This is a genomic window from Sanguibacter sp. Z6_81 (assembly GCF_057180625.1).
The window spans coordinates 679,282-701,197 of the sequence record NZ_JBXUFV010000002.1 but is presented as its reverse complement, the minus strand read 5'-3'; the positions used below and the strand labels follow the sequence as shown (position 1 = coordinate 701,197).

At 72.8% G+C, this 21,916-nt stretch carries 22 protein-coding genes; 12 read left to right on the top strand and 10 right to left on the bottom strand.

Annotated features, from left to right (window positions below):
• Positions 1-6 precede the first annotated feature (6 nt).
• Positions 7-723, bottom strand: coding sequence for an AMIN-like domain-containing (lipo)protein (locus tag AC2AXK_RS08195; protein WP_484344857.1), 717 nt, complete (start codon positions 721-723; stop codon positions 7-9).
• Between the two features lie 37 nt (positions 724-760).
• Positions 761-1,924 carry a trans-sulfuration enzyme family protein gene (locus tag AC2AXK_RS08190; protein ID WP_484344856.1) on the bottom strand — a complete coding sequence of 388 codons (1,164 nt, stop codon included), beginning with the start codon at positions 1,922-1,924 and terminating at the stop codon, positions 761-763.
• A 61-nt stretch (positions 1,925-1,985) separates the two neighbouring features.
• Between AC2AXK_RS08190 and AC2AXK_RS08185 the strand changes: the two genes are divergently transcribed.
• A complete protein-coding gene (locus tag AC2AXK_RS08185) occupies positions 1,986-3,188 on the top strand; it encodes a D-alanine--D-alanine ligase family protein (RefSeq protein WP_484344855.1) in 1,203 nt (400 codons plus the stop codon).
• Between the two features lie 57 nt (positions 3,189-3,245).
• Here AC2AXK_RS08185 and AC2AXK_RS08180 read toward each other — a convergent pair whose 3' ends face one another.
• Positions 3,246-3,785 (bottom strand): DUF3515 family protein, encoded by a 540-nt coding sequence (locus AC2AXK_RS08180; RefSeq protein ID WP_484344854.1) that lies wholly within the window; start codon positions 3,783-3,785, stop codon positions 3,246-3,248.
• A 35-nt stretch (positions 3,786-3,820) separates the two neighbouring features.
• Between AC2AXK_RS08180 and AC2AXK_RS08175 the strand changes: the two genes are divergently transcribed.
• A complete protein-coding gene (locus AC2AXK_RS08175; RefSeq protein WP_484344853.1) occupies positions 3,821-4,801 on the top strand; it encodes a thiamine-phosphate kinase in 981 nt (326 codons plus the stop codon).
• Between the two features lie 28 nt (positions 4,802-4,829).
• Here the strand turns inward: AC2AXK_RS08175 and AC2AXK_RS08170 are convergent, their stop codons facing one another.
• Both AC2AXK_RS08170 and rpmB read right to left on the bottom strand, forming a co-directional pair.
• Complete coding sequence (locus tag AC2AXK_RS08170; protein WP_484344852.1) at positions 4,830-5,345, bottom strand: N-acetyltransferase family protein; 516 nt, start codon at positions 5,343-5,345, stop codon at positions 4,830-4,832.
• Between the two features lie 109 nt (positions 5,346-5,454).
• A complete protein-coding gene (gene rpmB / locus AC2AXK_RS08165; protein WP_198733004.1) occupies positions 5,455-5,646 on the bottom strand; it encodes a 50S ribosomal protein L28 in 192 nt (63 codons plus the stop codon).
• Positions 5,647-5,909: 263 nt separating this feature from the next.
• Between rpmB and AC2AXK_RS08160 the strand changes: the two genes are divergently transcribed.
• The 9 genes from AC2AXK_RS08160 (at position 5,910) to mutM (ending at position 14,295) form a co-directional block, all read left to right on the top strand.
• Entirely contained in the window at positions 5,910-7,736 is a 1,827-nt protein-coding gene (locus AC2AXK_RS08160; protein ID WP_484344851.1) for a DAK2 domain-containing protein, read from the top strand.
• A gap of 2 nt (positions 7,737-7,738) precedes the next feature.
• Positions 7,739-10,018, top strand: coding sequence for an ATP-dependent DNA helicase RecG (locus AC2AXK_RS08155; protein WP_484344850.1), 2,280 nt, complete (start codon positions 7,739-7,741; stop codon positions 10,016-10,018).
• A gap of 58 nt (positions 10,019-10,076) precedes the next feature.
• Complete coding sequence (gene rsmD, locus AC2AXK_RS08150) at positions 10,077-10,622, top strand: 16S rRNA (guanine(966)-N(2))-methyltransferase RsmD (RefSeq protein ID WP_484344849.1); 546 nt, start codon at positions 10,077-10,079, stop codon at positions 10,620-10,622.
• A 28-nt stretch (positions 10,623-10,650) separates the two neighbouring features.
• Positions 10,651-11,163, top strand: a complete 513-nt coding sequence (coaD, locus tag AC2AXK_RS08145) for a pantetheine-phosphate adenylyltransferase (RefSeq protein WP_484344848.1) — start codon at positions 10,651-10,653, stop codon at positions 11,161-11,163.
• 1 nt (position 11,164) lies between these two features.
• A complete protein-coding gene (locus AC2AXK_RS08140) occupies positions 11,165-11,695 on the top strand; it encodes an ATP synthase subunit B family protein (protein WP_484344847.1) in 531 nt (176 codons plus the stop codon).
• A 125-nt stretch (positions 11,696-11,820) separates the two neighbouring features.
• Positions 11,821-12,390 carry a YceD family protein gene (locus tag AC2AXK_RS08135; protein WP_484344846.1) on the top strand — a complete coding sequence of 190 codons (570 nt, stop codon included), beginning with the start codon at positions 11,821-11,823 and terminating at the stop codon, positions 12,388-12,390.
• A 2-nt stretch (positions 12,391-12,392) separates the two neighbouring features.
• Positions 12,393-12,587 (top strand): 50S ribosomal protein L32, encoded by a 195-nt coding sequence (gene rpmF, locus AC2AXK_RS08130; RefSeq protein ID WP_083941789.1) that lies wholly within the window; start codon positions 12,393-12,395, stop codon positions 12,585-12,587.
• 48 nt (positions 12,588-12,635) lie between these two features.
• Complete coding sequence (rnc, locus tag AC2AXK_RS08125) at positions 12,636-13,373, top strand: ribonuclease III (RefSeq protein WP_484344845.1); 738 nt, start codon at positions 12,636-12,638, stop codon at positions 13,371-13,373.
• Complete coding sequence (mutM, locus tag AC2AXK_RS08120) at positions 13,366-14,295, top strand: bifunctional DNA-formamidopyrimidine glycosylase/DNA-(apurinic or apyrimidinic site) lyase (RefSeq protein ID WP_484344844.1); 930 nt, start codon at positions 13,366-13,368, stop codon at positions 14,293-14,295. Before rnc ends, mutM begins: the two co-directional genes overlap by 8 nt.
• 30 nt (positions 14,296-14,325) lie before the next feature.
• Here mutM and AC2AXK_RS08115 read toward each other — a convergent pair whose 3' ends face one another.
• Positions 14,326-15,282, bottom strand: a complete 957-nt coding sequence (locus tag AC2AXK_RS08115) for an NAD(P)-dependent oxidoreductase (protein ID WP_484344843.1) — start codon at positions 15,280-15,282, stop codon at positions 14,326-14,328.
• A gap of 126 nt (positions 15,283-15,408) precedes the next feature.
• On the opposite strand from AC2AXK_RS08115, the gene AC2AXK_RS08110 reads away from it, so the two are divergent.
• On the top strand, positions 15,409-16,035 hold the full coding sequence (locus tag AC2AXK_RS08110) for a response regulator (RefSeq protein ID WP_484344920.1): 627 nt from the start codon (positions 15,409-15,411) through the stop codon (positions 16,033-16,035).
• A 94-nt stretch (positions 16,036-16,129) separates the two neighbouring features.
• Here AC2AXK_RS08110 and AC2AXK_RS08105 read toward each other — a convergent pair whose 3' ends face one another.
• Genes AC2AXK_RS08105 through cydB form a run of 4 tightly spaced genes read right to left on the bottom strand, consistent with a single transcriptional unit; the run spans position 16,130 to position 21,899 of the window.
• The gene (locus tag AC2AXK_RS08105; RefSeq protein ID WP_484344842.1) at positions 16,130-17,353 is read right to left on the bottom strand and encodes a GAF domain-containing sensor histidine kinase; all 1,224 of its coding nucleotides are present in this window, start codon (positions 17,351-17,353) and stop codon (positions 16,130-16,132) included.
• Positions 17,354-19,162, bottom strand: coding sequence for a thiol reductant ABC exporter subunit CydC (gene cydC, locus AC2AXK_RS08100; RefSeq protein WP_484344841.1), 1,809 nt, complete (start codon positions 19,160-19,162; stop codon positions 17,354-17,356).
• Positions 19,159-20,811 carry a thiol reductant ABC exporter subunit CydD gene (gene cydD / locus AC2AXK_RS08095; protein WP_484344840.1) on the bottom strand — a complete coding sequence of 551 codons (1,653 nt, stop codon included), beginning with the start codon at positions 20,809-20,811 and terminating at the stop codon, positions 19,159-19,161. The genes cydC and cydD overlap by 4 nt, the downstream gene beginning before the upstream one ends.
• A complete protein-coding gene (cydB, locus tag AC2AXK_RS08090; RefSeq protein ID WP_484344839.1) occupies positions 20,808-21,899 on the bottom strand; it encodes a cytochrome d ubiquinol oxidase subunit II in 1,092 nt (363 codons plus the stop codon). Before cydB ends, cydD begins: the two co-directional genes overlap by 4 nt.
• Positions 21,900-21,916: the final 17 nt, after the last annotated feature.

The following is a 21,916-nucleotide window of genomic DNA, read 5'->3' as shown; positions in this document are numbered from 1 at the left end:
CCGCGGTCAGAGGGTGCTGTGGGCGACGTCCACGACCACGCGTACGGGGTTCTCGAGCATCTGGACGCGGAACGGGTGCCCGGCTGTCGTCAGGCCGATGTTCGAGTCCGTGACGCCCTCGTACACCGCCCAGCCGTGGACCTCGGTGACGACCTGCGTGTCTGCCGCGGACACCGGGCCGCTCGCCTCGAACGGCTCCGCACCGCTGTCCATGGGGTAGGCACTGCCGGTGATGAGCACGCTGAGGGTGCCGTCACCCGGGATGTCGAGGACGGTCCCGCTACCCGCCTGGACCGCCTCGTCGGCGTACTCGACGGTCCATCCGGGCAGGCCGGTGCCGGCCATCTCGTAGACGACACGGTCGAAGCCGTCGTGGCCCGCGGTCCGGACGTCGACGACGGTGAGCAGCGCGCCCGGGGTGGCCTCAGCCGTGTCCGCGCTGGTGTCGGCAGGGAAGGGGAGGCCGTCCAGCTGGTCCTCGCCGTCCTGCGGGGACGGCTCCGGTGCGGAGGGTTCCGCAGGGGGCGGGTCGGCCGTGGGCGAGGGGGAGGCCGACGGCGTCCCGGACGGGCTCTGCGTGGCGGGAGACGGAGGGGTGTCGCTCGTGCAGCCGGCGAGGGCGAGCCCGGCCACGAGCGCCAGAGCGGCCGCGCGCGCTGGCACGGGCCGTCCGCCCGGTCCCGGGCGACCTGCTCGGCGGCGTGCGTCGCTGCTTGTGCTCATCGTCATCCTCGTGCGCTCCTCGTGGTCGTCGTCGGGGTCATCTGCTCAGCGCCTGCTCGAGATCGGCCCAGAGGTCGTCGACGTCCTCGATGCCGACGCTCATGCGCAGGAGGTCCTCGGGGACGGTGGGCGACTCGGTGGCGAACCTGCGGCGTCGCTCGATCGTGGACTCGACCCCGCCGAGGCTCGTGGCGGGGACCCACAACCGTAGAGCCTCGACGACCCCGTCGGCCGCCGCGATCCCGCCCTGCGGCCGGAGGCCGATGATCGCCCCGAATCCGTCCATGACGCGTCGGGCGGTCTCGTGGCCGGGGTCGTGCGGCAGGCTCGGGTGGCGCACCTCGGCAACGGCCGGATGCGCGGCGAGCCTGCGCGCCAGCTCGGCAGCATTGGCCTGGGCACGCTCCACCCGGAGCGCGAGGGTCCGCAGTCCACGCAGGGCCAACCACACCTCCCACGGACCGGCGATGGCACCGTGCAGCGTGCGGTGGGCGCGCAGGAGTCCAGCGAGGTGCGCGGAGCTCGTCACGGCGATCCCGAGGACGACGTCCGAGTGGCCGGCGAGATACTTCGTCACCGAGTGCACGACGACGTCCGCACCGTGGGTGAGCGGGCGCTGGACGAGGGGCGTGGCGAAGGTGTTGTCGACCGCGACGAGAGCGCCGGCCCGGTGCGCCGCGTCGACGAGCACCGGCAGGTCAGCGACCTCGAGCATGGGGTTGGTCGGCGACTCGATCCACAGCAGGTCGGTAGCGTCGAGCTGGGCGATCACCGCGGCGGTGTCTGCGATGTCCACGCGGACGACGGTCACGCCGTGCCGGGCTGCCATGTCGTCGACGAAGCCGAGCGTGACCTGGTACGAGTGCCGTGGGAGCACCACGCGGCCCCCGTCGGGCACGAGGGCCAGCACAGCGGCGATCGCCGCCATGCCCGACGCGAACACGATGCCTGGCTCGGTCGCGCGCTCCAGCGCGGCGACGGCCGTCTCGAACGGGCCCCACGTCTCGGTGTCCATCCGCGCGTAGAGCCTCTCGCCGGGCGCGGGTACGCCGGCCGAGACGTAGGTGGAGGACAGCACGACAGGAGGGTTCACCGGTGCCCCCTGCGTGCGCGCCGGCCGGCCCGCCGTGACGGCGAGAGTCGCGGGTGCCGGCTCGTGCTGCGAGAGGGAGGTGTCTGCGCGCGGAGGAACGTCGGTCATGCGTCTGACCCTATGCCCCGCCTGTACCAGGGCATGTCCGGCGCCGGTAGAGTCGCCCCTGATGTCTACCGAGCCCCAGCCCCAGCCCCCGCACACGCCCGAGTCCCCGACGACCGGACCGGACGCAGCCGTCGCACCCGCCGTGCCCCGCGAGCCGCGTCGCACCCGGGTCGTCCTGCTCTTCGGAGGGCGCTCCGGGGAGCACGTCATCTCCTGCGCGACAGCAGCCGGGGTCATGCGCGCGATCGACCGGGAGAGGTACGACGTCGTGCCCGTGGGCATCACGCCCGACGGGCAGTGGGTCCTCGTCCCGGACGACCCCGACCAGTGGGAGATCCGCGACGGACGCCTCCCCGAGGTCGCGACCGGTCCCCAGGAGGCCCTGCTCCCGCTCGCCGTCGGGCAGCGCGGTCTGCGGGTGCTCGTGCCCGGCGAGCCGCCTCGCGTCGTGGGCGACGTCGACGTCGTGTTCCCGCTGCTGCACGGACCGTTCGGAGAGGACGGCACGCTCCAGGGGATGCTCGAGCTCGCGGACCTGCCGTACGTGGGTGCAGGCGTGCTCGCCTCGGCCGTGAGCATGGACAAGCACTACATGAAGCTCGTGCTCGCTGGCCACTCGCTGCCGATCGCACCGTTCACGGTGGTGCCGGCAGAGCAGTGGGAGGGCAACGAGCAGGCGTGGACGCAGTCGATCGAGCACCTCGGTCTGCCGGTGTTCGTCAAGCCCGCACGCGCCGGCTCGAGCCTCGGCATCTCGAAGGTCAGTCGTCTCGAGGACCTGCCGGCGGCCATGCGTGAGGCGCAGCGGCACGACCCCAAGGTCGTCGTCGAGGCCGCCGTCGTCGGGCGGGAGATCGAGTGCGCCGTGCTCGGTGGCCGCCCCGGCGAGCGTGCCCGCGCCTCACTCCCCGGCGAGATCCAGGTGACGGGCGCCGACCGTGACTTCTACGACTTCGAGGCGAAGTACCTCGACGAGGCGAGCGTCAACCTCGTCTGCCCCGCCGACCTGCCCGCAGACGTCGTGGCGCAGGTGCGCGACATCGCGGTCCGGACGTTCGAGGCCGTCGGTGCTGAGGGGCTGTCGCGCGTCGACGTCTTCGTCACGGACGACGGAACGGTCGTCGTCAACGAGATCAACACCATGCCTGGCTTCACGCCGTTCTCGATGTACCCGCGGATGTGGCAGGAGTCCGGGCTCGCCTACGCGGACCTCATCACCGAGCTCCTCGAGCTCGCGCTCGCGCGTCCGACGGGCCTGCGCTGACGCAGGACCTGTGCGGCTGCCACGAGGGGCGGCACGGGTGCTCCCAGGGCGCGCGGATCAGCGGCAGCGCTGCGTGGCCTCGACCTCGGTGACCGCCGCGGCGAGGTCGACGAGAGCAGCGGTGGGCTGGCTCCCGGAGAGTGCCGCGGGCACCTGCACCGCGATCGCGGGGTCGCGTCCGTAGGTGACGAACGTCCATCCCTTCTCGTCCTGCGTGGTGATCCAGTCGACCGCGGTGGCGGCGTCCGACGCATCGAGGGAGATCGACTGGCAGTCCGAGCTCGTCGGGGAGGGCTGCTGCACCCCGCACGTCAGCGTGATCGCCCGGCCCGGCTCACCCCAGGCCGCCGTCGCCTGCCCGGAGGCCCGCACCTTCGGCTGGCCACCGACCTCGGCCGGTGCGGCGAGCACCACCCGCGCGCACAGCGGGTCGGCAGCATCCTGTCCTGCGGGCACGGTGATCGTCGGGGTGCACCCGGAGAGGACCGTCACCGCCAGGGCGGCGAACGCCGCCGTGCGTCTCCGGAGGGCCCGTACGGGAGGCCCGGACAGCTGCGCCGGGGGCCGGCGGACGCCGCCGGCGGGACGTGAGGGCATGACGTCATCCTAGTGCTCCCCGGTACTGTGGCGCCGTGGCCCCCGAACACGTCCGACAGCTCTCCGAGGAGCAGCTGCTGGCGCGCATCCTCCCGCACTTCCCTCCCGTGCCGTCGACGCTCGTGGGTCCCGGCGACGACGCAGCCGTGGTCAGCGCGCCGGACGGCCGCTTCGTCGTCTCGACGGACGTCCTCGTCGAGGACCGGCACTTCAGGCGCGCCTGGTCCACCGGGTACGACGTCGGGTGGCGCGCGGCGGTGCAGAACCTCGCTGACGTCGCCGCGATGGGGGCGCGAGCGTCCTCCCTCGTGGTGTCGCTCGTCGTCCCCGGTGACCTCGAGGTCGAGTGGGTCGTCGGACTGGCACGCGGCCTCGCTGCTGCGTGCCAGCAGCACGGAGCGTCCGTGGTGGGCGGTGATCTGTCGGGTGGTGCCTCGGTCGTCGTCGCGGTGACCGTGCACGGCGACCTCGACGGCCGCGCTCCGGTCCTCCGGTCCGGAGCGAGAGACGGGGACGTGCTGGCGCACTGCGGGGTGCTCGGTCGCTCTGCCGCGGGCCTCGCGCTGCTCGCCGCTGGGCGTCCGGAGGTGGACGCCGGGCTCGTCGCGGCCTTCCTCCGCCCGGATCCGCCCGTCGGCGCCGGGGTCGATGCCGCGGTGTGCGGCGCGACCGCGATGCTCGACGTCTCGGACGGACTCCTCCGGGACGCCGGACGGATCGCTCGAAGCAGCGATGTGGCGATCGACCTGCACGGACCCCAGGGGGCGCTGTCGACGGACGTCGCTGCTGTCTCCGCGGCTGCTCGGGCGCTCGCCGTCGACCCGTGGCACCTCGTCCTCAGCGGCGGTGAGGACCACGGGCTGCTCGCGACGTTCCCTCCGGGGAACGCCCTGCCCGCGGGGTTCCGGGTGATCGGTCGGGTCACCGAGCGCTCGGGCCCGACCAGCGCAGGAGGCGTGACCGTGGCGGGCCAGGAGGTGACCGCGAGCCCCGGGTGGGACCACTTCGGCGGGTAGGGCCGCCGTCCGGCTGGCAGGCGACCGCTCAGCTGCGGCGGTAGCGCACCTCGGTGAGCTTCTCCCCGGCGTACTCCTCGAGCTTCTCGACGCCGTCGGGCGCGAAGCCGTGGCGGCGGTAGAAGTGCCGCGCGCGTTCGTTGTCCGCGATCACCCACAGGGACAGGGGAGTGTGGTCCGGCACACCGGCGAGCGCCTCGCGCATGAGATGCCGTGCGACACCCCGGCCCCAGGCCTCGGGCTCGAGGTAGATGTAGCGGAGCTCGAGGTCGCCGTGCTCGGCGTCCTCGTCACGGGCGGGTCCGATGCTCGCGAAGCCCACCGTCCGCCCACTGAGCTGTGCGAGCCACGTGAGGTTCTCGCGGGCGGAGAGGATGTCTGTCCAGAGGTTCGTGCGCGTCTGCACGGAGATCGATCCGAGGTACTCGTCGGGGATGATCCCGGTGTACGCCTGCCGCCACGAGGAGGTGTGGATCTGCGCGACGACCTCGGCGTCGGCGGGGGTGGCCCTGCGGATCGTCACGTCGTCGGTGTGGTCGTCCATAGGGTTAGCCTGCCACGAGGAGCGTGGACGACCAAGGCGCAGCGGACAAAAACGTCGGAGCCCGCCGGACGAGGTCCGACGGGCTCCTGAAGAGCTGTGCTGCTGGTGCTCAGACGTTGCGCGTGACCTTGCCTGCCTTGAGGCAGGAGGTGCACACGTTGAGGCGCTTGGGTGCACCGTTGACGATTGCGCGAACGCGCTGGATGTTCGGGTTCCAGCGGCGCTTCGTGCGCACGTGCGAGTGCGAGATGCTGTGCCCGAAGCTCGGGCCCTTTGCGCAGACTTCGCAGTTGGCAGCCACGGTCTCTCCTGATCGTCGTGCACGCCGCGAGGCGGCGAATTCAATGGTCTGTGGATAGCGGAAAACGCTGGCCCAGCCATGGATGAGCCATGACGACGGGTAGCAGAGCGGTCCGCGACTGCCCCGATACGAATCCGGGCAACCTCGATAGGGTAACGGATCCGGCGCTCCAGACTCAAGTTGCCTCGTGGGTGCCGGCCAGGACACTGTCCCGGGTCATCATTATGACGTCACGACCACGGACCGGGTGAGGAGGATGAGACGTGGACCAGCGCACCACCCAGGACCTCGGACGGGCCGCCCGGCTCGACGCGCAGGTCGTGCGGGAGTGGGCGCGCAGGAGCCTCGAGCTCGTCACGTCCGCACGCACGGTGATCGACAGCGCGAACGTCTTCCCGGTCGCCGACCGCGACACAGGGACCAACATGTCGCTCACCCTCGGCGAGGGTGCCCGGGCCGTCGAGAGGCTGCCGGCCGGGGCGACCGTCGTTGCGGTGCTGCACGCCTGGGCGAGCGGCGCACTGCTGGGGGCTCGGGGCAACTCAGGTGTGATCCTCAGCGAGTACCTGCGGGGGTTTGCCAGGGGCATCGGCGAGGCTGGCGCGCCCGGAGGCGGCGCGGCCCCCGAGCCGGGGGTGCAGGACGTCGCTCGAGCGTTGGACCTGGCGGCACGCAAGGCGTACGACGCCGTCGGCCAGCCGCGGCAGGGCACCATCCTGTCGGCCGCGGACGGCGCGTCACGTGGCGCCGCGAACGTCCTGGCCGCCGCGCCCGCAGGTGCACCGCTCGAGGACCTGGTCGCGGGTGCGACGGAGGGAGCCCGCGCCGCGCTGGGACGCAGCGTGCAGGACCTCGACGTGCTGCGCGCGGCCGGGGTGCTCGACGCCGGGGCCTACGGGCTCGTGCTCGTGCTCGATGCGCTCTCCGTCTCGCTGCGCACCGGGGCGCCCCACCTGCGGGAGGACCCGCAGGGGGACGGGGTGTCGGTGGCCGCGGGCACGATCGCCGTCATGGAGACACTGCAGGTCGCACCCGCGGGCGCGCTGACGCCGGCCGACGACCCGGATCGCGACGACCCGGATCGCCCCGACGGCGAGGACGGGTCCGGGCGGTCCGTCCCCGAGCGCCACGACCACACAGGGGTCGACGGAGAGTTCGAGGTCATGCTCGTCGTCGAGGATCCCGCATCCGAGCGGACGGGGCCTCCGACGGTGCCCGACGGGTCGGGTGCGTGCGGCTCGACGCGCGACGTCGCCGAACGCCTGCGCTGCGAGCTCCAGGAGATCGGTGACTCCGTCGTCGTCGTCGGCGGTGACGGGTCCTGGCAGGTTCACGTGCACACGGACGACCCGCACGCGGTGCTGCGACGCACACAGCGATGGAGCCAGCGCCAGATCGTCGTCCGCAGCCTGCCGCACCAGGTGGCGCAGCGGGCGGAGGGTGAGCGTGCGCCGACGGGCGTCGTGGCGTGCACCGCGTCGCCGGGACTGGTCGCGGACCTCGCCCGGGCAGGTGCGGTCGTCGTGCTGCGCGGGTCCGTCCCGGTGTCCGCCGACGACCTCGTCCGGGGTGCCACCGAGACGGGGGCGGTGCGGGTGGTCCTGCTGCCGGCCGACGCGGCGACCCTGGACGCCGCGCGACAGCTCGCCCGGGCGGGCGCGCCCCTCGCGGACAGTGCCACTGGGGCGCTGCCGCCGGACGTCGCCGCGCTGGGTCACCTCGACGGCGTCATGGTCGCGCCCACGACGAGCGACCTCCATGTCGTCGCGGCGATGGCCGCCTGGGCGGGGATGGAGAGCACCGAGGACGCACCGGCGGTGCTGGCGGCGCTCGAGGGGGCAGCGGCCGCCGTCCGGGCCGTGCGCGTCCCGAGCGACGACGTCGTCGCCGTCCGGGCATCGCTCGACGACCTGCTGGCAGCCGCCGCGGCCGACGAGGACCCGGTCCTCACGGTGCTCGCGAGCGAGCTGGTCCCCGCGCGCGTCGTGACCGACGTCACGGCGCACGCACAGGGGGCACGCCCCGGGATGGACGTCGTCGTCCTCGCCTCAGGCCGACGGTCCGCATCGCTCGTCATGGGGATCGACTGACGATGGACCTCGCCGCCGTGCCGCCATCGGTCGCCGATCCTGCCCCGTCAGCGCCCCTGCTCGACGAGCCGCTCACCAAGGTGCTCGGAGCCCGGACGGCCGGGCCCCTCGCCAAGCTGGGACTGACGACGACGGGGGAGCTGCTGCGGCACTACCCCCGTCGCTACGGCGAGCCCGGGCGGATGACCGACATGTCCGGCCTCGTCGTCGGCGAGCATGTCACGGTGGTCGCGCGGGTGATGACCGCCACCGTCCGCCAGATGCAGTCCCGGGGCGGCGCCATGCTCCAGGCCGTCGTCTCCGACGGCACCCATCGCCTCGCCCTGACGTTCTTCGCGAAGCGCGCTGGTGTCCTGCGCGTGCACGAGGACCGCATCCGCCCCGGCCGGACAGGACTCTTCACGGGCGTCGTCTCCGACTACCGGGGCGAGCGGCAGCTCGCCCACCCGGACTACCTCATCGTCGGTGTCGACGCTGACGACGAGGCGTCGGCGCTCGTCGAGGCGAGCCGCCCGATCCCGCTCTACCCCGCGAGCTCGGCCGCGCCCACCTGGCGGATCGAACGCTGCGTCCGCACCGTCCTCGACCCGTTGGTGCCCGCTGACGTCCCCGATCCGGTCCCGCACGACGTCCTGGCCCGGCGTGGGCTCGTCGGTCTGCACCAGGCGCTCCTCGACGTCCACCTCCCGCAGGACGAGGCGCAGTGGCAGCGCGGGCGGGAGCGGCTCCGGTACGAGGAAGCCTTCGTGCTCCAGGCGGCGCTCGCCCGGCGGCGCTCCCGGGCCGCCCGGCTCGAGGCGGTACCACGCCCGGTGCAGCCCTCCGAGGGTGCCAGCGGGGCCGCCCCGAGCATCCTGCGCGACTTCGATGCGCGGCTGCCGTTCGACCTCACCGAGGGGCAGCGTGCGGTGGGGGCCGAGATCGCGGGCGAGCTGGGTCGCTCACAGCCCATGCAGCGCCTCCTGCAGGGCGAGGTCGGCTCGGGCAAGACCGTCGTCGCGCTGCGGGCGATGCTGCAGGTGGTCGATGCCGGCGGACAGGCCGCGCTCCTCGCGCCGACCGAGGTCCTCGCCGCTCAGCACGCCAGGACGCTGCGGTCGCTCCTGGGGGACCTCGCGCAGGGCGGGCTCCTCGGTGGCGCGGGGCACGGGACACGCGTGGCGCTGCTCACCGGCTCGCAGGGCGCGCGGGCTCGCAAGGAGAACCTCCTCGACGCCGCGAGCGGTGCCGCGGGGATCGTCGTGGGGACGCACGCACTGCTGAGCGCGACCGTGCAGTTCGCCGACCTCGGGCTCGTCGTGGTGGACGAGCAGCACCGGTTCGGCGTCGAGCAGCGCGACGCCCTGCGCGCGAAGGCGCAGCACGTCCCGCACCTGCTCGTGATGACCGCCACACCTATTCCCAGGACGGTCGCCATGACGGTGTTCGGCGACCTCGAGACGTCCGTCCTGCGGGAGATCCCGGCCGGTCGTGCCGGGATCACCACCCACGTCGTCCCCGCGGGCAACGAGGCGTGGGTGGACCGCACCTGGGCGCGGGTGCGCGAGGAGGTCGACGCGGGCCGCCGGGCGTACGTCGTCTGTGCGCGCATCTCACCGGACGACGCGGACCCGGACCCGGACGAGGGCCCTGAGGGAGAGCTCGACCTCGACGACGACACCCGTGCGCCGCTCCGTGCGGTGCTCGAGGTCGCAGAGGAGCTCCGGGCGAAGCCGGTGCTCGCCGGCGTCCGGATCGGTGTGCTGCACGGGCGGCTGCCTCCGGCCGAGAAGGACGCGGTGATGGCGGCCTTCACCACGGGCGAGCTCGATGTCCTCGTCTCGACGACGGTCATCGAGGTGGGCGTCGACGTCCCGAGCGCGACCGCGATGGTCGTCCTCGACGCCGACAGGTTCGGCATCTCCCAGCTGCACCAGTTGCGGGGTCGGGTGGGCCGGGGCGCGGACGCGGGCATCTGCCTGCTCGTGACCCATGCGCCGCCGGGGTCGCCCGCGGGAGCACGGTTGGCGGTCCTCGCGGGCTCGACCGACGGGTTCGAGCTCGCTGCGGCCGACCTCGAGCTCCGGAGCGAGGGGGACGTGCTCGGCGCCGCCCAGTCGGGCCGGTCCAGCTCGTTGCGGTTCCTGCGGGTCGTCAAGGACGCGGACGTCATCGCCCAGGCCCGCGAGGATGCCGCGAGGGTCGTCACGAGCGACCCGGACCTCGCCGAGCACCCGGCGCTGCGCGCGGCCATCGCCGTGCGGCTCGACGACGGGCGTGAGGAGTTCCTGGACCGGACCTGACCGGGCCGTCCCTGCGCGGGCGCGAGACGGCGGCGCGGTGCTGAGTAGGCTGTGCGACGTGACGAGGATCGTGGCGGGGACGGTCGGTGGCAGGACGTTGGCTGTGCCGGCGAAGGGCACACGGCCGACGAGCGAGCGCGTCCGGGAGGCGATCTTCTCGCGGCTCGAGCACTACGGGGTCCTGCAGGGTTCCCGGGTCCTCGACCTCTACGCGGGATCCGGCGCGCTCGGCCTCGAGGCGGCGAGCAGGGGAGCGAGCGCGGTGGTGCTCGTGGAGGCTGCCCGGTCTGCGGCGCAGGTGTGCGCGCGCAACGTGGCTGCGCTCGGCCTGGACGGGGTGGAGGTCGTCACGGAGCGCGCCGAGCGGTTCGTCCTCGACGAGGCCGTCGGACCGTGGGACGTCGTCTTCCTCGACCCGCCGTACGACGTCACGGACGCCGCGGTCGCGCAGGTGCTCCTGGCCCTCGAGGACGCCGTGGCGCCGGACGCCGTCGTCGTCGTCGAGAGGGCAGCACGCGGGCCGGCGCCGGTGCTCCCACCGACATGGCACCTCATCACCTCGAAGGCCTACGGGGACACCGCGGTCTACTACGCAGAGCCGTGACCCCAGGCCGGTGTACTACCGTGAACGCGTGACCATCGCCGTCTGCCCCGGCTCCTTCGATCCCATCACGCTCGGCCACGTCGACGTCGTCCGACGTGCCGCCAGCCTCTTCGACGAGGTCGTCGTGGGGGTCGCGCGCAACTCGAGCAAGGCTCCGCTCCTCGACGTCGACCGGCGCGTGGAGCTGGCGCGTGCGGCGGTGTCCGGCCTGCCCGGTGTGCGCGTCGAGGTCGTGCCCGGGCTCCTCGTCGACTTCTGCGCCCAGATCGGGGCGACGGTGGTCGTCAAGGGGCTGAGAGGTGGTGGCGACTTCGAGGCCGAGCTGCCGATGGCGCTCATGAACCAGCACATCGGGGGTGTCGAGACCGTGTTCGTGCTCGGGCGTCCGGACCTCGCGCACGTCGCCTCGTCGTTGGTCAAGGACGTCGCGCGGTACGGCGGTGACGTGAGTGCGATGGTGCCGGACGGCGTCGCCTCCGCGCTGCAGGCGGCACTCGGTGGCACCGTGGACCGCGGCGACACCTCAGCGAGCAAGGAGTGACATGAACATGCAGGACGAGAACGAGACGTACGTCGAGGGTGAGCAGCGACCCGGGGTGCCGGGACTGCTCGACGCCCTGACCGACCTCGTCGAGCGCGCACGAGCCATGCCGATGTCCGCATCGGTGCTCGTCAACCGCAACGAGGCCCTCGACCTGCTCGACGAGCTCCGGGAAGCCCTGCCGTCACAGCTCACGCGCGCTGACGAGGTCCTCTCCGACGCCGACAACGTCCTCGAGGACGCGCAGGCCGATGCCGAGGAGATCATCGCCACCGCCCGGGTTCGAGCTGCCGAGCTCGTCAGCTCGGAGCAGGTCGTCGTGCAGGCCGGCGCGCGCGCACGGGCGATCCTCGAGGAGGCGCACACCACCGCGCAGACGCTGCGCCGGGAGGCTGACGACTACTGCGACCGTCGACTCGCGGAGTTCGAGATCGACCTGGGCAAGATCCTCGCCCAGGTGCACGCCGGACGGGACAAGCTCGCCGAGCGGCTCGCCGGGAGCGACGCTGCCGGCGCTGGAGCAGATCGGTAGCAGCACCGCTCGCGGACGGACGACGTCGGGGACCGGTGTTGGGCGCCGCGCAGCCATGACGTAGTATTGCCTGTTGGTCCTGCCACTCACGGCTCCGACCGAGATCACACCTGTTTGGATATCCTGTGCAGCGTCCCATCAAGCTTGACCACCGTTCGCCTCTCGTCCTCGACACCGTCGAGCTGGGCAGGCGGCCGGGATCGATGCGGACCGAGCACCGGAAGGTGTCCGCTCCCGCGGATCTCGGCACGATCGTGATCGGCATCCCCGAAGGCAGTGAGCTCGACCTCGACCTGAGGCTCGAAGCCGTGATGGAGGGGGTTCTCGTCTCCGGTTCCGTCTCCGGCCGTGCGGTCGGAGAGTGTGTCCGGTGCCTGGAGGAAGTTGTCGAGGACGTCGACATCTCGATCCAGGAGCTGTTCGTCTATCCGGAGCGCGCGGAAGCCGCTGTGGAGGCGGGCGACGACGAGGACGAGGTGCGGGAGGTCCAGGACGATCTGATCGACCTGGAACCGGCGCTTAGGGATTCGGTCGTCACTGCACTACCATTCCAACCGTTGTGCTCACCGGACTGCCCGGGTCTGTGCTCCGAGTGCGGGGTGCGACTGGCAGACGAGGTCGATCACAGGCATGACATCGTCGATCCCCGGTGGTCGACACTGAAGAGCATGTTCAACGAAACGAAAGAGAGCTAGCCGTGGCTGTTCCGAAGCGCAAGATGTCGCGCAGCAACACCCGTGCGCGTCGTTCGCAGTGGAAGACGACTGCCGCGAACCTGACGACGTGCCCCCAGTGCAAGGGCGACAAGCTCTCGCACGCTGCGTGCCCCACGTGCGGCACCTACAAGGGTCGCCAGTACGCCGAAGCAGTGCGTACCGAGCACGCCAACTGATTCTCTGACGCCTGTGGCGTCATCCAGCTGGGTTTGAAGGGTCTGTCCGTGGCGAGCAAGGTTCGACGTCAGGTCTCGCCCGCGAACCAGCTGCTCGAGAAGCTCGGGGTCCACCTGGACCCCGAGCTTCTCGTGCTTTCCCTCACCCACCGGTCCTTCGCGCACGAGGCCGGTGGGATCCCCACGAACGAGCGGCTCGAGTTCCTCGGTGACGCGGTGCTCGGTCTCGTGTCCGCCGAGGCGCTCTACCGTCGGCACCCCGACCGCCCGGAGGGCGAGCTCGCGAAGATGCGCGCGGCGACCGTGTCGCAGCGTGCGCTCGCTGCCGTGGCACGGGAGCTCGGGCTCGGGGACTACATCCTCCTCGGCAAGGGCGAGTCGGGGACCGGCGGGTTCGACAAGGACTCGATCCTCTCCGACACGGTCGAGGCGCTCATCGGTGCCGTGTACCTCAGCCATGGTCTCGACGTGGCGCGCGAGTTCGTGCACCGTCTCATCGACGCGACCCTCGCGGCCGCGTCCACCCTCGGCGCCGGGCTGGACTGGAAGACCTCGCTCCAGGAGGCCGCTGCCGAGCGTGGCGTGGGTGTGCCCGAGTATGCGAGCGAGGCCGAGGGGCCCGACCACGCGCGCGTGTTCACCTCGCGCGTGATGCTCGGCGGTGAGGTCGTCGGTACCGGCCGCGGGACGTCCAAGAAGCTCTCGGAGCAGGTCGCCGCCCAGGCGGCGTACGAGACCGTGCTCCGGGGCTCTGCGTCCGGCGGGTCCGGCCCCGGCGGTGCCTGAGCTTCCCGAGGTCGAGACCGTCCGTTCCGGGTTGGAGCGGCACGTGCTCGGCGCACGGGTCGAGCACGTGGAGGTCTTCCGCGACTACAGCGTCCGCCGGCACGCACCGGGCCCGGCGGACTTCGCCGCGCAGCTCGTCGGACGACGGTTCACCGCCGCAGCGCGACGTGGCAAGTATCTGTGGTTGCTCCTCGACGCACCGGGATCCGCGCTCCTCGCTCATCTGGGGATGAGCGGACAGCTCCTCGTGCGGTCGAGCGAGAGACGTGCCGTGACGTCCCCCCACCTGCGCGTGCGGCTCACGCTCAGCGGGCCTCGGGACGAGGAGCTCACTCTCGACTTCGTGGACCAACGGACCTTCGGGCACCTGAGCGTGTGCGACCTCGCACCGACCGCGGACGGTCTCCCCGGCGGTTCCGGCACCGACCGTGCGGTCGTGCCTGGTCCGGTCGCGCACATCGCGCGCGACCTGCTGGACCCGGCCGTCGGGTCGGGCACCGCGGGTCGCGCCGCGCTCGTCGATGCGTTCCGGCGGCGCAGGACCGGGATCAAGCGCGCGCTCCTCGACCAGTCGCTCGTCTCGGGCATCGGGAACATCTATGCCGACGAGGCGCTCTGGCGTGCGCGGATGCACTTCGCGCGCAGCACCGCGACGATGCCGCGCGCCGACGTCGCGCGCGTCCTCGCGGCCGCGGAGGACGTCATGCGCAGCGCCCTCGTCCAGGGCGGGACGAGCTTCGACGCCCTGTACGTCAACGTCAACGGGCAGTCCGGGTACTTCGACCGGTCGCTCGAGGCCTACGGACGCGCCGGCCAGCCGTGCCGGCGCTGCGGGACGCCGATCCGCCGGGACGAGTTCATGAACCGTTCGTCGTTCACCTGCCCGACGTGCCAGCGCCGCCCTCGCGCGGCGGGCCGATGAGGACGGTACGCGTCCGTCCCGGTCGACGACTCAGCCCCGGTCGACGACGTTCCGCAGCGGCGCGCCGCTGAGGAACGCCGCAAGGTTCTCCTCGATGAGGGCCTCCGCGCCCTGGGGCCGGCCGCCCGCGGCGTGCGGGGTGGCGATGAGGTTCGGTGCCGACCACAGCGGGGAGGCGGCGGGCAGCGGCTCGCGGGCGAACACGTCCAGCGCTGCGCCACCGAGCGTCCCGGACCGCAGGGCCGTGTCGAGGGCATCTTCGTCGACAGTGGTCCCGCGGCCGACGTTGACGAGCCAGGCATGGTCCGGCAGCTGGGCCAGGCGTCGGGCGTCGATGACGCGGTCGGTCGCACTGCCGGCTGGCAGCACCGCGACGAGCAGGTCGGTGACCGGCAGGCGCTCGTCGAGGTCGTCGTCGGTGATCACCGGGAAGCCGGCACGCGTACCCGCGCTGGTCGCCACACCGACGACGTGGGCGCCGAGCGCCGCCAGGAGCGGAGCAAGCCTCTGTCCGATCGACCCGAAGCCCCAGATCGTCACCTCGCGGCCGTCGAGCGTGCCCAGGCCCGGGACGTGCGCCTGGTCCCCGGTCTGGACGCCGCCGAGCCCGCCCGCCCACCGTCCGGCGCGCTGGGCGTCGAGCATGAGGTCGAGCCTGCGGACCGCCATGAGCGACATGGCCAGGGCGTGCTCCGCGACCGGCCCGTCGTGCAGCGACCTGCCCGACGTGATGACGACGTCCGGGCCGAATCCTGCCTCGACCACGGTGTCGGGCCCGGCGGGGAGGGCCTGGACCCATCGCAGAGCCGACAGGCGCTGGGCGCTGTCCGCGAGCTGCTTGCGGTTGTTGCCCCAGACGACGAGCACCTCGGCGTCGGTGTGCTCGTCGGGCACGGGCAGCGTGACGTCGTAGTCGACGAGGTCGACGTCGTGGTCCGCGGGGGCGGTGACCGTGAGGGGCAGGGACGTGGGGAGGAGGACCTTCATGCCCCTACAGTGCCAGGTGCGGCGGGGCGCCACGGGTCGTGGGACCGAGGCCGGGCCAGCCCGTCCTAGGATGGTCGGGTGGACACCGCCGAGGACACCCAGGGCCAGGACTCCCGCATCACCGTCATGATCGTCGACGACCACGAGGTCGTACGCCGCGGGATCGCGGAGGTGATCGACCGGTCGGAGGGCATGCACGTGGTCGCCGAGGCGGGCAGCGTCGCCGAGGGCGTGCGTCGAGCGAAGCTCGTGCGACCCCAGGTCATGCTCGTCGACCTCCAGCTGCCCGACGGAACTGGGATCGACCTCATGCGCGCCGTCCGTGAGGCGCAGCCTGAGATCTACGCGATCGTCCTCACGTCGTTCGACGACGACGCGGCACTCGCGGCCGCGCTCGAGGTCGGCGCGGCGGCGTACGTGCTCAAGAGCGTGCGGGGCGCCGAGATCGCTGACGTCGTGCGCGCGGTCGCGGCGGGCCGGGTGCTCCTCGACCAGCGCACGGTGACGCGCCGTCGCCGGGAGCACGACGACCCCACGGAAGACCTGACCCCGAGCGAGGTGCGCGTCGTCGCGCTCATCGGCGAGGGCCTGTCCAACCGGGAGATCGCGGAGCGACTGGGCTGTGCCGAGAAGACCGTGAAGAACCACATCACGTCGCTGCTCGCGAAGATGGGACTCCAGCGTCGCACTCAGGTGGCGGCCTGGGCGGCCTCGCGGCGCAACCAGGCGTGGGCGCCCGACGCCCTGCGCTGAGTCCAGCCGGCCGTGACGGGCCGAGCTGCGCAGGCGGCCCGCTGCGCCAGCCGCCGCCTGCGCTACCCGGCCCCGCTGTCACCAGGTGCCGCTGCTACCAGTCTCCGCTCGACCGGGCGTTGAGCGGAGCGCTCCAGGTGAGCACGGTTCCACGTCCACCGGGGGCGTTCTCGATCGACGACGTGCCGCCGTGCTGGCGTGCCCGGGCGGCGACGTTCCACGTGCCGGAGCTCCGTCCGCTCGCCCCGCTCAGCCCGACGCCGTCGTCCTCCACCTCGACCCGCACCTCGCCCGGGCCGCCTGTCCCGAGGGCAGCGGGGGTGAGGACCGCGATCCGGACGGACACGGACGAGGCCTGGGCGTGGCGGGCTGCGTTGGCAAGTCCTTCGCGGACGACCGCGAGGATGTCGTCCGCCAGGGGCTGCGAGACGAGGGTGTCGATCGTCGCCTCGTCGTCGTCGAGCGCTCCGAGACTCCGGTCGTCGACGGAGATGACGAGCGACGGGGCGAACCCGAGACCGGTCCTGGCCAACGCCGCCTCCCGCCGCAGGCGCTCGACGAGCCCCGTCGCGGCGTCCGGGTCCCGCAGGGAGTGCACGATCGATCGGATCTCCCGGACGGAGTTGTCCACGTTGTCGAGCGCCTCGTCGAGGATCGCGATGAGCCCGGCCTTGTCGAGCCCTCGCGCCGCGCGGCGCCGGACGGTCTCGAGCTGCAGGCCGGTCGCGAAGAGCTGCTGGATCGCCAGGTCGTGGAGGTCCCGGGCGATGCGCTCCCGCTCCTCCACGAGCTTGCCGACGTCCTGCGCCTGGCGCGCCTCAGCGAGGACGAGCGCGAGGGCAGCCTGGTCCGCGAACGTCGACGCCCGCTCGAGGTCCTTGGAGATGAACGCCTCCTTGCCGTCCTTGCGCAGCAGGACCAGCACGCCCACGGGCTTGTCGGCCGTGCCCATCGGGGCATAGAGGGCAGGGCCGTACTGACGCATCGGCGGGAGCACGAGGTTGCGGGCACGCTTGAGCGAGGGGACGAGGTGGCCCTTGCCCGTCTGCAGCGCCGTCCAGGAGAGCCCGGAGCGTGGCATGACGAGGCCGAGGAGGTCCTTCGCGCCCCACCCGTGGACGATCTCCATGACGAGCTCGCCGCCGAGCCCGGGAAGGACGAGGCACGCGGCGTCGGCCTCGGCGATGTTGCGGGCGACGGTGACGATGTGCTCGAGGACCTCTTCCTCGGGTGCCCCGGAGAGGAGCATCGTGGTGATCTCCGCCCCTGCGCTGAGCCAGCGCTCGCGTTCGATCGCGTCTGCCTCGGTGGGAATCACTCAGCTCTCCTTGCGTGCGGTCTCTGTGTCGACACCGCCACGGTACGCCGGGCGGCGGGCGAGGAGCTCCTCGTGGCGTCCGCGGTCGACGACCTGGCCGCCGTCGAGGAGGAGGACCTCGTCGGCGGCAGCGAGCGGGGTGAGGCGGTGGGTCGCGACGACCACCGTGCGCGGGTGGTGCGGGTCGGTCCCGAGGCGCAGGAGGTCGGTGAGCAGGGCGTCCGCGGTGGCGGGGTCGAGGTGCTCGGCGGGTTCGTCCACGAGGAGGACCTGCGCGGGGGAGCACAGGGCGCGTGCGAGGAGGAGCCGGCGCCGCTCCCCGCCGGAGACCGTCGTGGCGTCGGCCCCGAGCCGCGTGCCGAGCCCGTCGGGGAGGGCGTCGAGCCACCCGCCCAGCCCGGCTCGCCGGATGGCGTCGCACGCTTCGGCCTCCGAGAGGTCGCCTCGCGCGACCCGCAGGTTCTCGAGCAGCGTGGTGTCGAAGACGTGGGCGTCCTCCGCGGTGAAGGTGACCACCTCGGCTGCGGCCTCCCGAGACAGGTGCTCGGCGGGTCGCCCTCCGAGGAGGAGCGTGCCGGAGACGGGCGGGAGGAGACCGGCGAGGGTGAGCAGGATCGTCGTCTTGCCCGCACCGCTGTGCCCGACGATCGCGAGGGAGCGTCCAGGTGCCAGCTCGAGGTCGAGGTCACGGACGACAGGCTGGCGGGCGGGCCATCCGCAGGCCAGGTCCCGGGCGACCAGCGGAGCCCCGGACGTCTCGCCGTCGGGAGGCAGGGGAGCCGTCACGTCCTCGCGCGGCGCCGCCGCGTCCAGGAGCGCCATGATGCGGGCAGCAGCCTGTCGCGAGCGGTGCAGCTGGATCGCGGCCGCCGGGAGGACCTGAACGGCCTCGAACGCCGCGAGCGGGGTGAGCACGACGACCGCGAGCGCCACCGGGTCGAGGGCGCCGGCGTGCGTCGCCGGGATCGCGAGCACGAGCGCGCCGAGCACGGCGAGGCCGACGGCGAGGGTGCCGACGGCGCTCGCCGCCCCGGACGTGCGGGCTCCCGCGTCCGTCGCGGCCGTGGTGCGCCGGTCCGCCGCCCGCACGGCGTGCATCCGCTCGTCGAGCCGTCCCGACACGGTGAGCGGTCCGGCGTCGTCGAGGATCTCGAGCGCGAGCGCGGCCGTGTCTGCGCGTGCTGCGCTCGTGCGTTCCTCGCTCGTGCGAGCACCGCGGGCGGCGAGCGCCGGAGCGACGACGCCGGCGAGGACGAGGCACAGGGCGAGGACGAGCGCCGAGGGCACGTGGAGGGTCGCGAGGAGCCCGACGGACCCGACAGACAGGGCGAGGCCGACGGCGGCAGGGAGCAGGGCGCGTACGACGACGTCCCCCACGGCGTCGACGTCGGCGCCGACACGTGCGAGGAGGTCACCGCGTCGGACCGAGGCGACGGCCTCGGGGCGGCCGGACGCGAGAGTCGTGTAGAGCCGGGTCCGCAGCGCGACCATCCCGTCGAGCGCCACCTTGTGGGACGCGAGGCGTTCGAGGTAGCGGAAGACTCCACGTGTGATGCCGAAGGTGCGCACCGCGACGGTCGCGACGGACAGGGTGAGCACCGGGGGCATCTGGGACGCTCGCGCGATGAGCCAGGCGGACACGGCGGCGAGCGCCACGGCGCTCCCGAGGGCGAGCGTGCCGAGCGCGACAGCACCGAGGGCGGGGCGCCACCGGACGTCGAGCATCCGGACGGCCCGCCAGAGCGGGTCGCGAGCGGCGGCAGGAGCAGCCTGCGAGGAGGTGTGCTGGTCGGGGGCCCGGACCGTCATGCGAGGGCTCCGACCGGTGCGTCGGAGCGGACCTCGACGACATCGTCTGCGAGCGCGACGAGCGAGGGCCGGTGGGCGACGAGAAGGACGGTGCGACCGGCGTCGCGCAGCGCGCGGACGCATGCCAGGACGTGCTCCTCCGAGACGGCGTCGAGGTGAGCGCTGGGCTCGTCGAGGACGACGAGCTGTTGCGATCCGAGCAGGGCGGCGGTGAGTGCCACCCGCTGGCGCTGGCCGACGCTCAGGCCGAGACCGCCCCTGCCGACGACGGTGTCGAGGCCGTCGTCGAGCGTCACCAGGACCTCGTCGAGGCCGGTCAGGGCGCAGGCCTGCACCAGGCGTCGGGTGTCAGGATCTCCGAGGGCGGAGCGGAGCGTGCCGGGGGGCAGGACGCTGCGCTGGGGGAGCCAGGCGATCTGCGACCACCACGATGCGGGGTCGAGGTCGGTGAGGTCGAGGCCGTCCACGAGCACGCGCCCGTCGTCCGGTCGGACGAGACCGAGCAGGGCGAGGACCGCGGTGGTCTTCCCTGCTCCGCTGGGCCCGACGAGCGCCACCACCCGTCCGGGGCGGATGACGACCGACAGTCCTGCAGGTGCCCGGACACCCCGTCCCGGCGCGTCGACGCCGAGTCCTTCGACGCAGACGACGGCGGTCCTGAGGTCGGGGGCCCCGAGGGTGCCGGGCGTCGGCACGGGCGTCTCCAGGACGGCGAACGCTGCGTCGGCGGCGGCCACGCCGTCGGCCGCCGCATGGAAGCGGGCGCCCACCTGACGCAGCGGGAGGTAGACCTCGGGCGCGAGGACGAGGACCGCGAGGGCCGTCTCCAGCTCGATCCCGCCGTGCACGAGCCGCAGGCCCACCCCGACGGCGATGAGCGCGACCGAGAGGGTCGTGAGCAGCTCGAGGACCATCCCGGAGAGGAAGGCGACCCGCAGGGTGCCCATGGTCGAGCGGGTGTATGCCTCTCCGAGGGCGCGCACCCGCGCCGCGGGACCGCGCTCGCGGCCCAGCGCCTGCAGGGTCGGGAGGCCGGCGAGCAGGTCGAGCACCTGCGCGCCGAGGCGCTGCATGGCGACGAGGCGGCGACGGGACGTCGTCTGGGTGAGGTGCCCGACGAGGATCATGAAGACGGGAACGAGAGGGATGGTCACCGTGGCGACGAGCGCGGACACCCAGTCGAGGTCGGCGACGACGAGCAGGACCGCCGGGGTGACGGTGGCGGCGAGGAGCAGCTGCGGCAGGTATCCGACGAGGTAGGGCTCCAGGTCGTCGAGCCCCCGCGTGACGAGTGTCGCGACGTCCGTCCCGTTGCCCGTTGCCCTCCAGCGGGGTCCGAGCGCGGCGGCACGTGCGACGACGCCCGCGCGCAGGTCCCCGACGACGCGCGTCGCCGCACGCTGGGCGAACCGCTCCTGCACGCCGACGGTGACGGCGCGCGCGACGACGACGCCCGCGAGCCAGGCGACGTGCCCACGCAGGTCCACGAGCGGCGCACGCTCGCTGATCGCCGGCGCGAGGATCGCGGCGACGAGGAGGGCCTGGGCGACGACGAGCCCTGCGGAGACGAGCCCCAGCGCGGCCGTCAGCAGGAGGTAGGCGCGCGCGGGGGCGGCGAACCGCAGCAGCCGGGGGTCGAGGGGCTTCACTCGGACGCGCCGCCCTCCGCGCTGGCGGCGTCCTCGCGCTCCCGCAGGGTCCGAGCGGCGAGGTCGCGCCGGGCGGACAGACTTGGCAGGCCGATCGGTGCGGGGATGTCCGTGAGGCTGATGCGCTTGCGGAACACCCAGTACGTCCAGCCCTGGTAGAGCAGCACGACGGGCGTGAGGAACAGCGCCACCCAGGACATCACGGTGAGCGTGTACTCGGTGGACGAGGCGTTGCGGATGGTGAGCGAGTTCTCCGTGAGGTGCGCCGGCATGACGTCGGGGTACATGGAGCCGAAGATGAGGACGACGGCGGCGACGATGGCCACGGCGGACAGGAGGAAGGCCCACCCTTCCCGGGCGCGGGCGTTCGCGACGACGACCCCGACGAGCGCCGCTGCGGCGACGACGACGGCCGCCCACGTCCAGGTGACGGAGTACGCGACCTGCGCCCACACCGCCCATGTTCCCGCCGCAGCGACGGTGAGGACGGAGAGCACCCCGGCGAGCGTCCGGGCTCGGGTGCGGATCTCACCGTCGGTCTTGAGCGCGAGGAACACGGCCCCGTGGGTGAGGAACAGCAGGAGGGTGACGACACCGCCGAGGAGGGCGAACGGCGAGAGCAGCGACCAGAAGCCGCCGACGAACTCGTGGTCCGCGTCGAGGTGCACGCCGCGCACGAGGTTCGCGAACGCCACACCCCAGAGGATCGCGGGGAGCCACGAGCCGATGATGATTCCCTGGTCGCACCGGCGCTTCCAGGTCGGGTCGTCGATCTTGCCCCGGTACTCGAACGAGATCCCGCGCAGGATGAGGGCGATGAGGATGAGGAACAGCGGGACGTAGAACCCTGAGAAGAGGGTGGCGTACCACTCGGGGAAGGCGGCGAACGTCGCACCGCCCGCCGTGAGCAGCCATACCTCGTTCCCGTCCCAGACCGGCCCGATGGTGTTGATGACGAGGCGCCGTTCCTTCTCGTCGCGCCCGAGCACGGGCAGGAGCATGCCGACGCCGAAGTCGAAGCCCTCGAGCACGAGGTACCCCGTCCACAGGACGGCGATGAGGAGGAACCACAGGAGCTGGAGGTCCATGTCGGTGTGTCTTTCTC

Bases quoted from the DNA above. Each gene is read 5' to 3' on its own strand.
- cydB (WP_484344839.1), bottom strand. From the start codon at position 21,899: ATGGACCTCCAGCTCCTGTGGTTCCTCCTCATCGCCGTCCTGTGGACG.
- AC2AXK_RS08155 (WP_484344850.1), top strand. From the start codon at position 7,739: ATGGACCTCGCCGCCGTGCCGCCATCGGTCGCCGATCCTGCCCCGTCA.
- AC2AXK_RS08180 (WP_484344854.1), bottom strand. From the start codon at position 3,785: ATGCCCTCACGTCCCGCCGGCGGCGTCCGCCGGCCCCCGGCGCAGCTG.
- AC2AXK_RS08190 (WP_484344856.1), bottom strand. From the start codon at position 1,924: ATGACCGACGTTCCTCCGCGCGCAGACACCTCCCTCTCGCAGCACGAG.
- cydC (WP_484344841.1), bottom strand. From the start codon at position 19,162: ATGACGGTCCGGGCCCCCGACCAGCACACCTCCTCGCAGGCTGCTCCT.
- AC2AXK_RS08185 (WP_484344855.1), top strand. From the start codon at position 1,986: ATGTCTACCGAGCCCCAGCCCCAGCCCCCGCACACGCCCGAGTCCCCG.
- AC2AXK_RS08140 (WP_484344847.1), top strand. From the start codon at position 11,165: ATGAACATGCAGGACGAGAACGAGACGTACGTCGAGGGTGAGCAGCGA.
- AC2AXK_RS08115 (WP_484344843.1), bottom strand. From the start codon at position 15,282: ATGAAGGTCCTCCTCCCCACGTCCCTGCCCCTCACGGTCACCGCCCCC.
- AC2AXK_RS08110 (WP_484344920.1), top strand. From the start codon at position 15,409: ATGATCGTCGACGACCACGAGGTCGTACGCCGCGGGATCGCGGAGGTG.
- AC2AXK_RS08170 (WP_484344852.1), bottom strand. From the start codon at position 5,345: ATGGACGACCACACCGACGACGTGACGATCCGCAGGGCCACCCCCGCC.
- AC2AXK_RS08195 (WP_484344857.1), bottom strand. From the start codon at position 723: ATGAGCACAAGCAGCGACGCACGCCGCCGAGCAGGTCGCCCGGGACCG.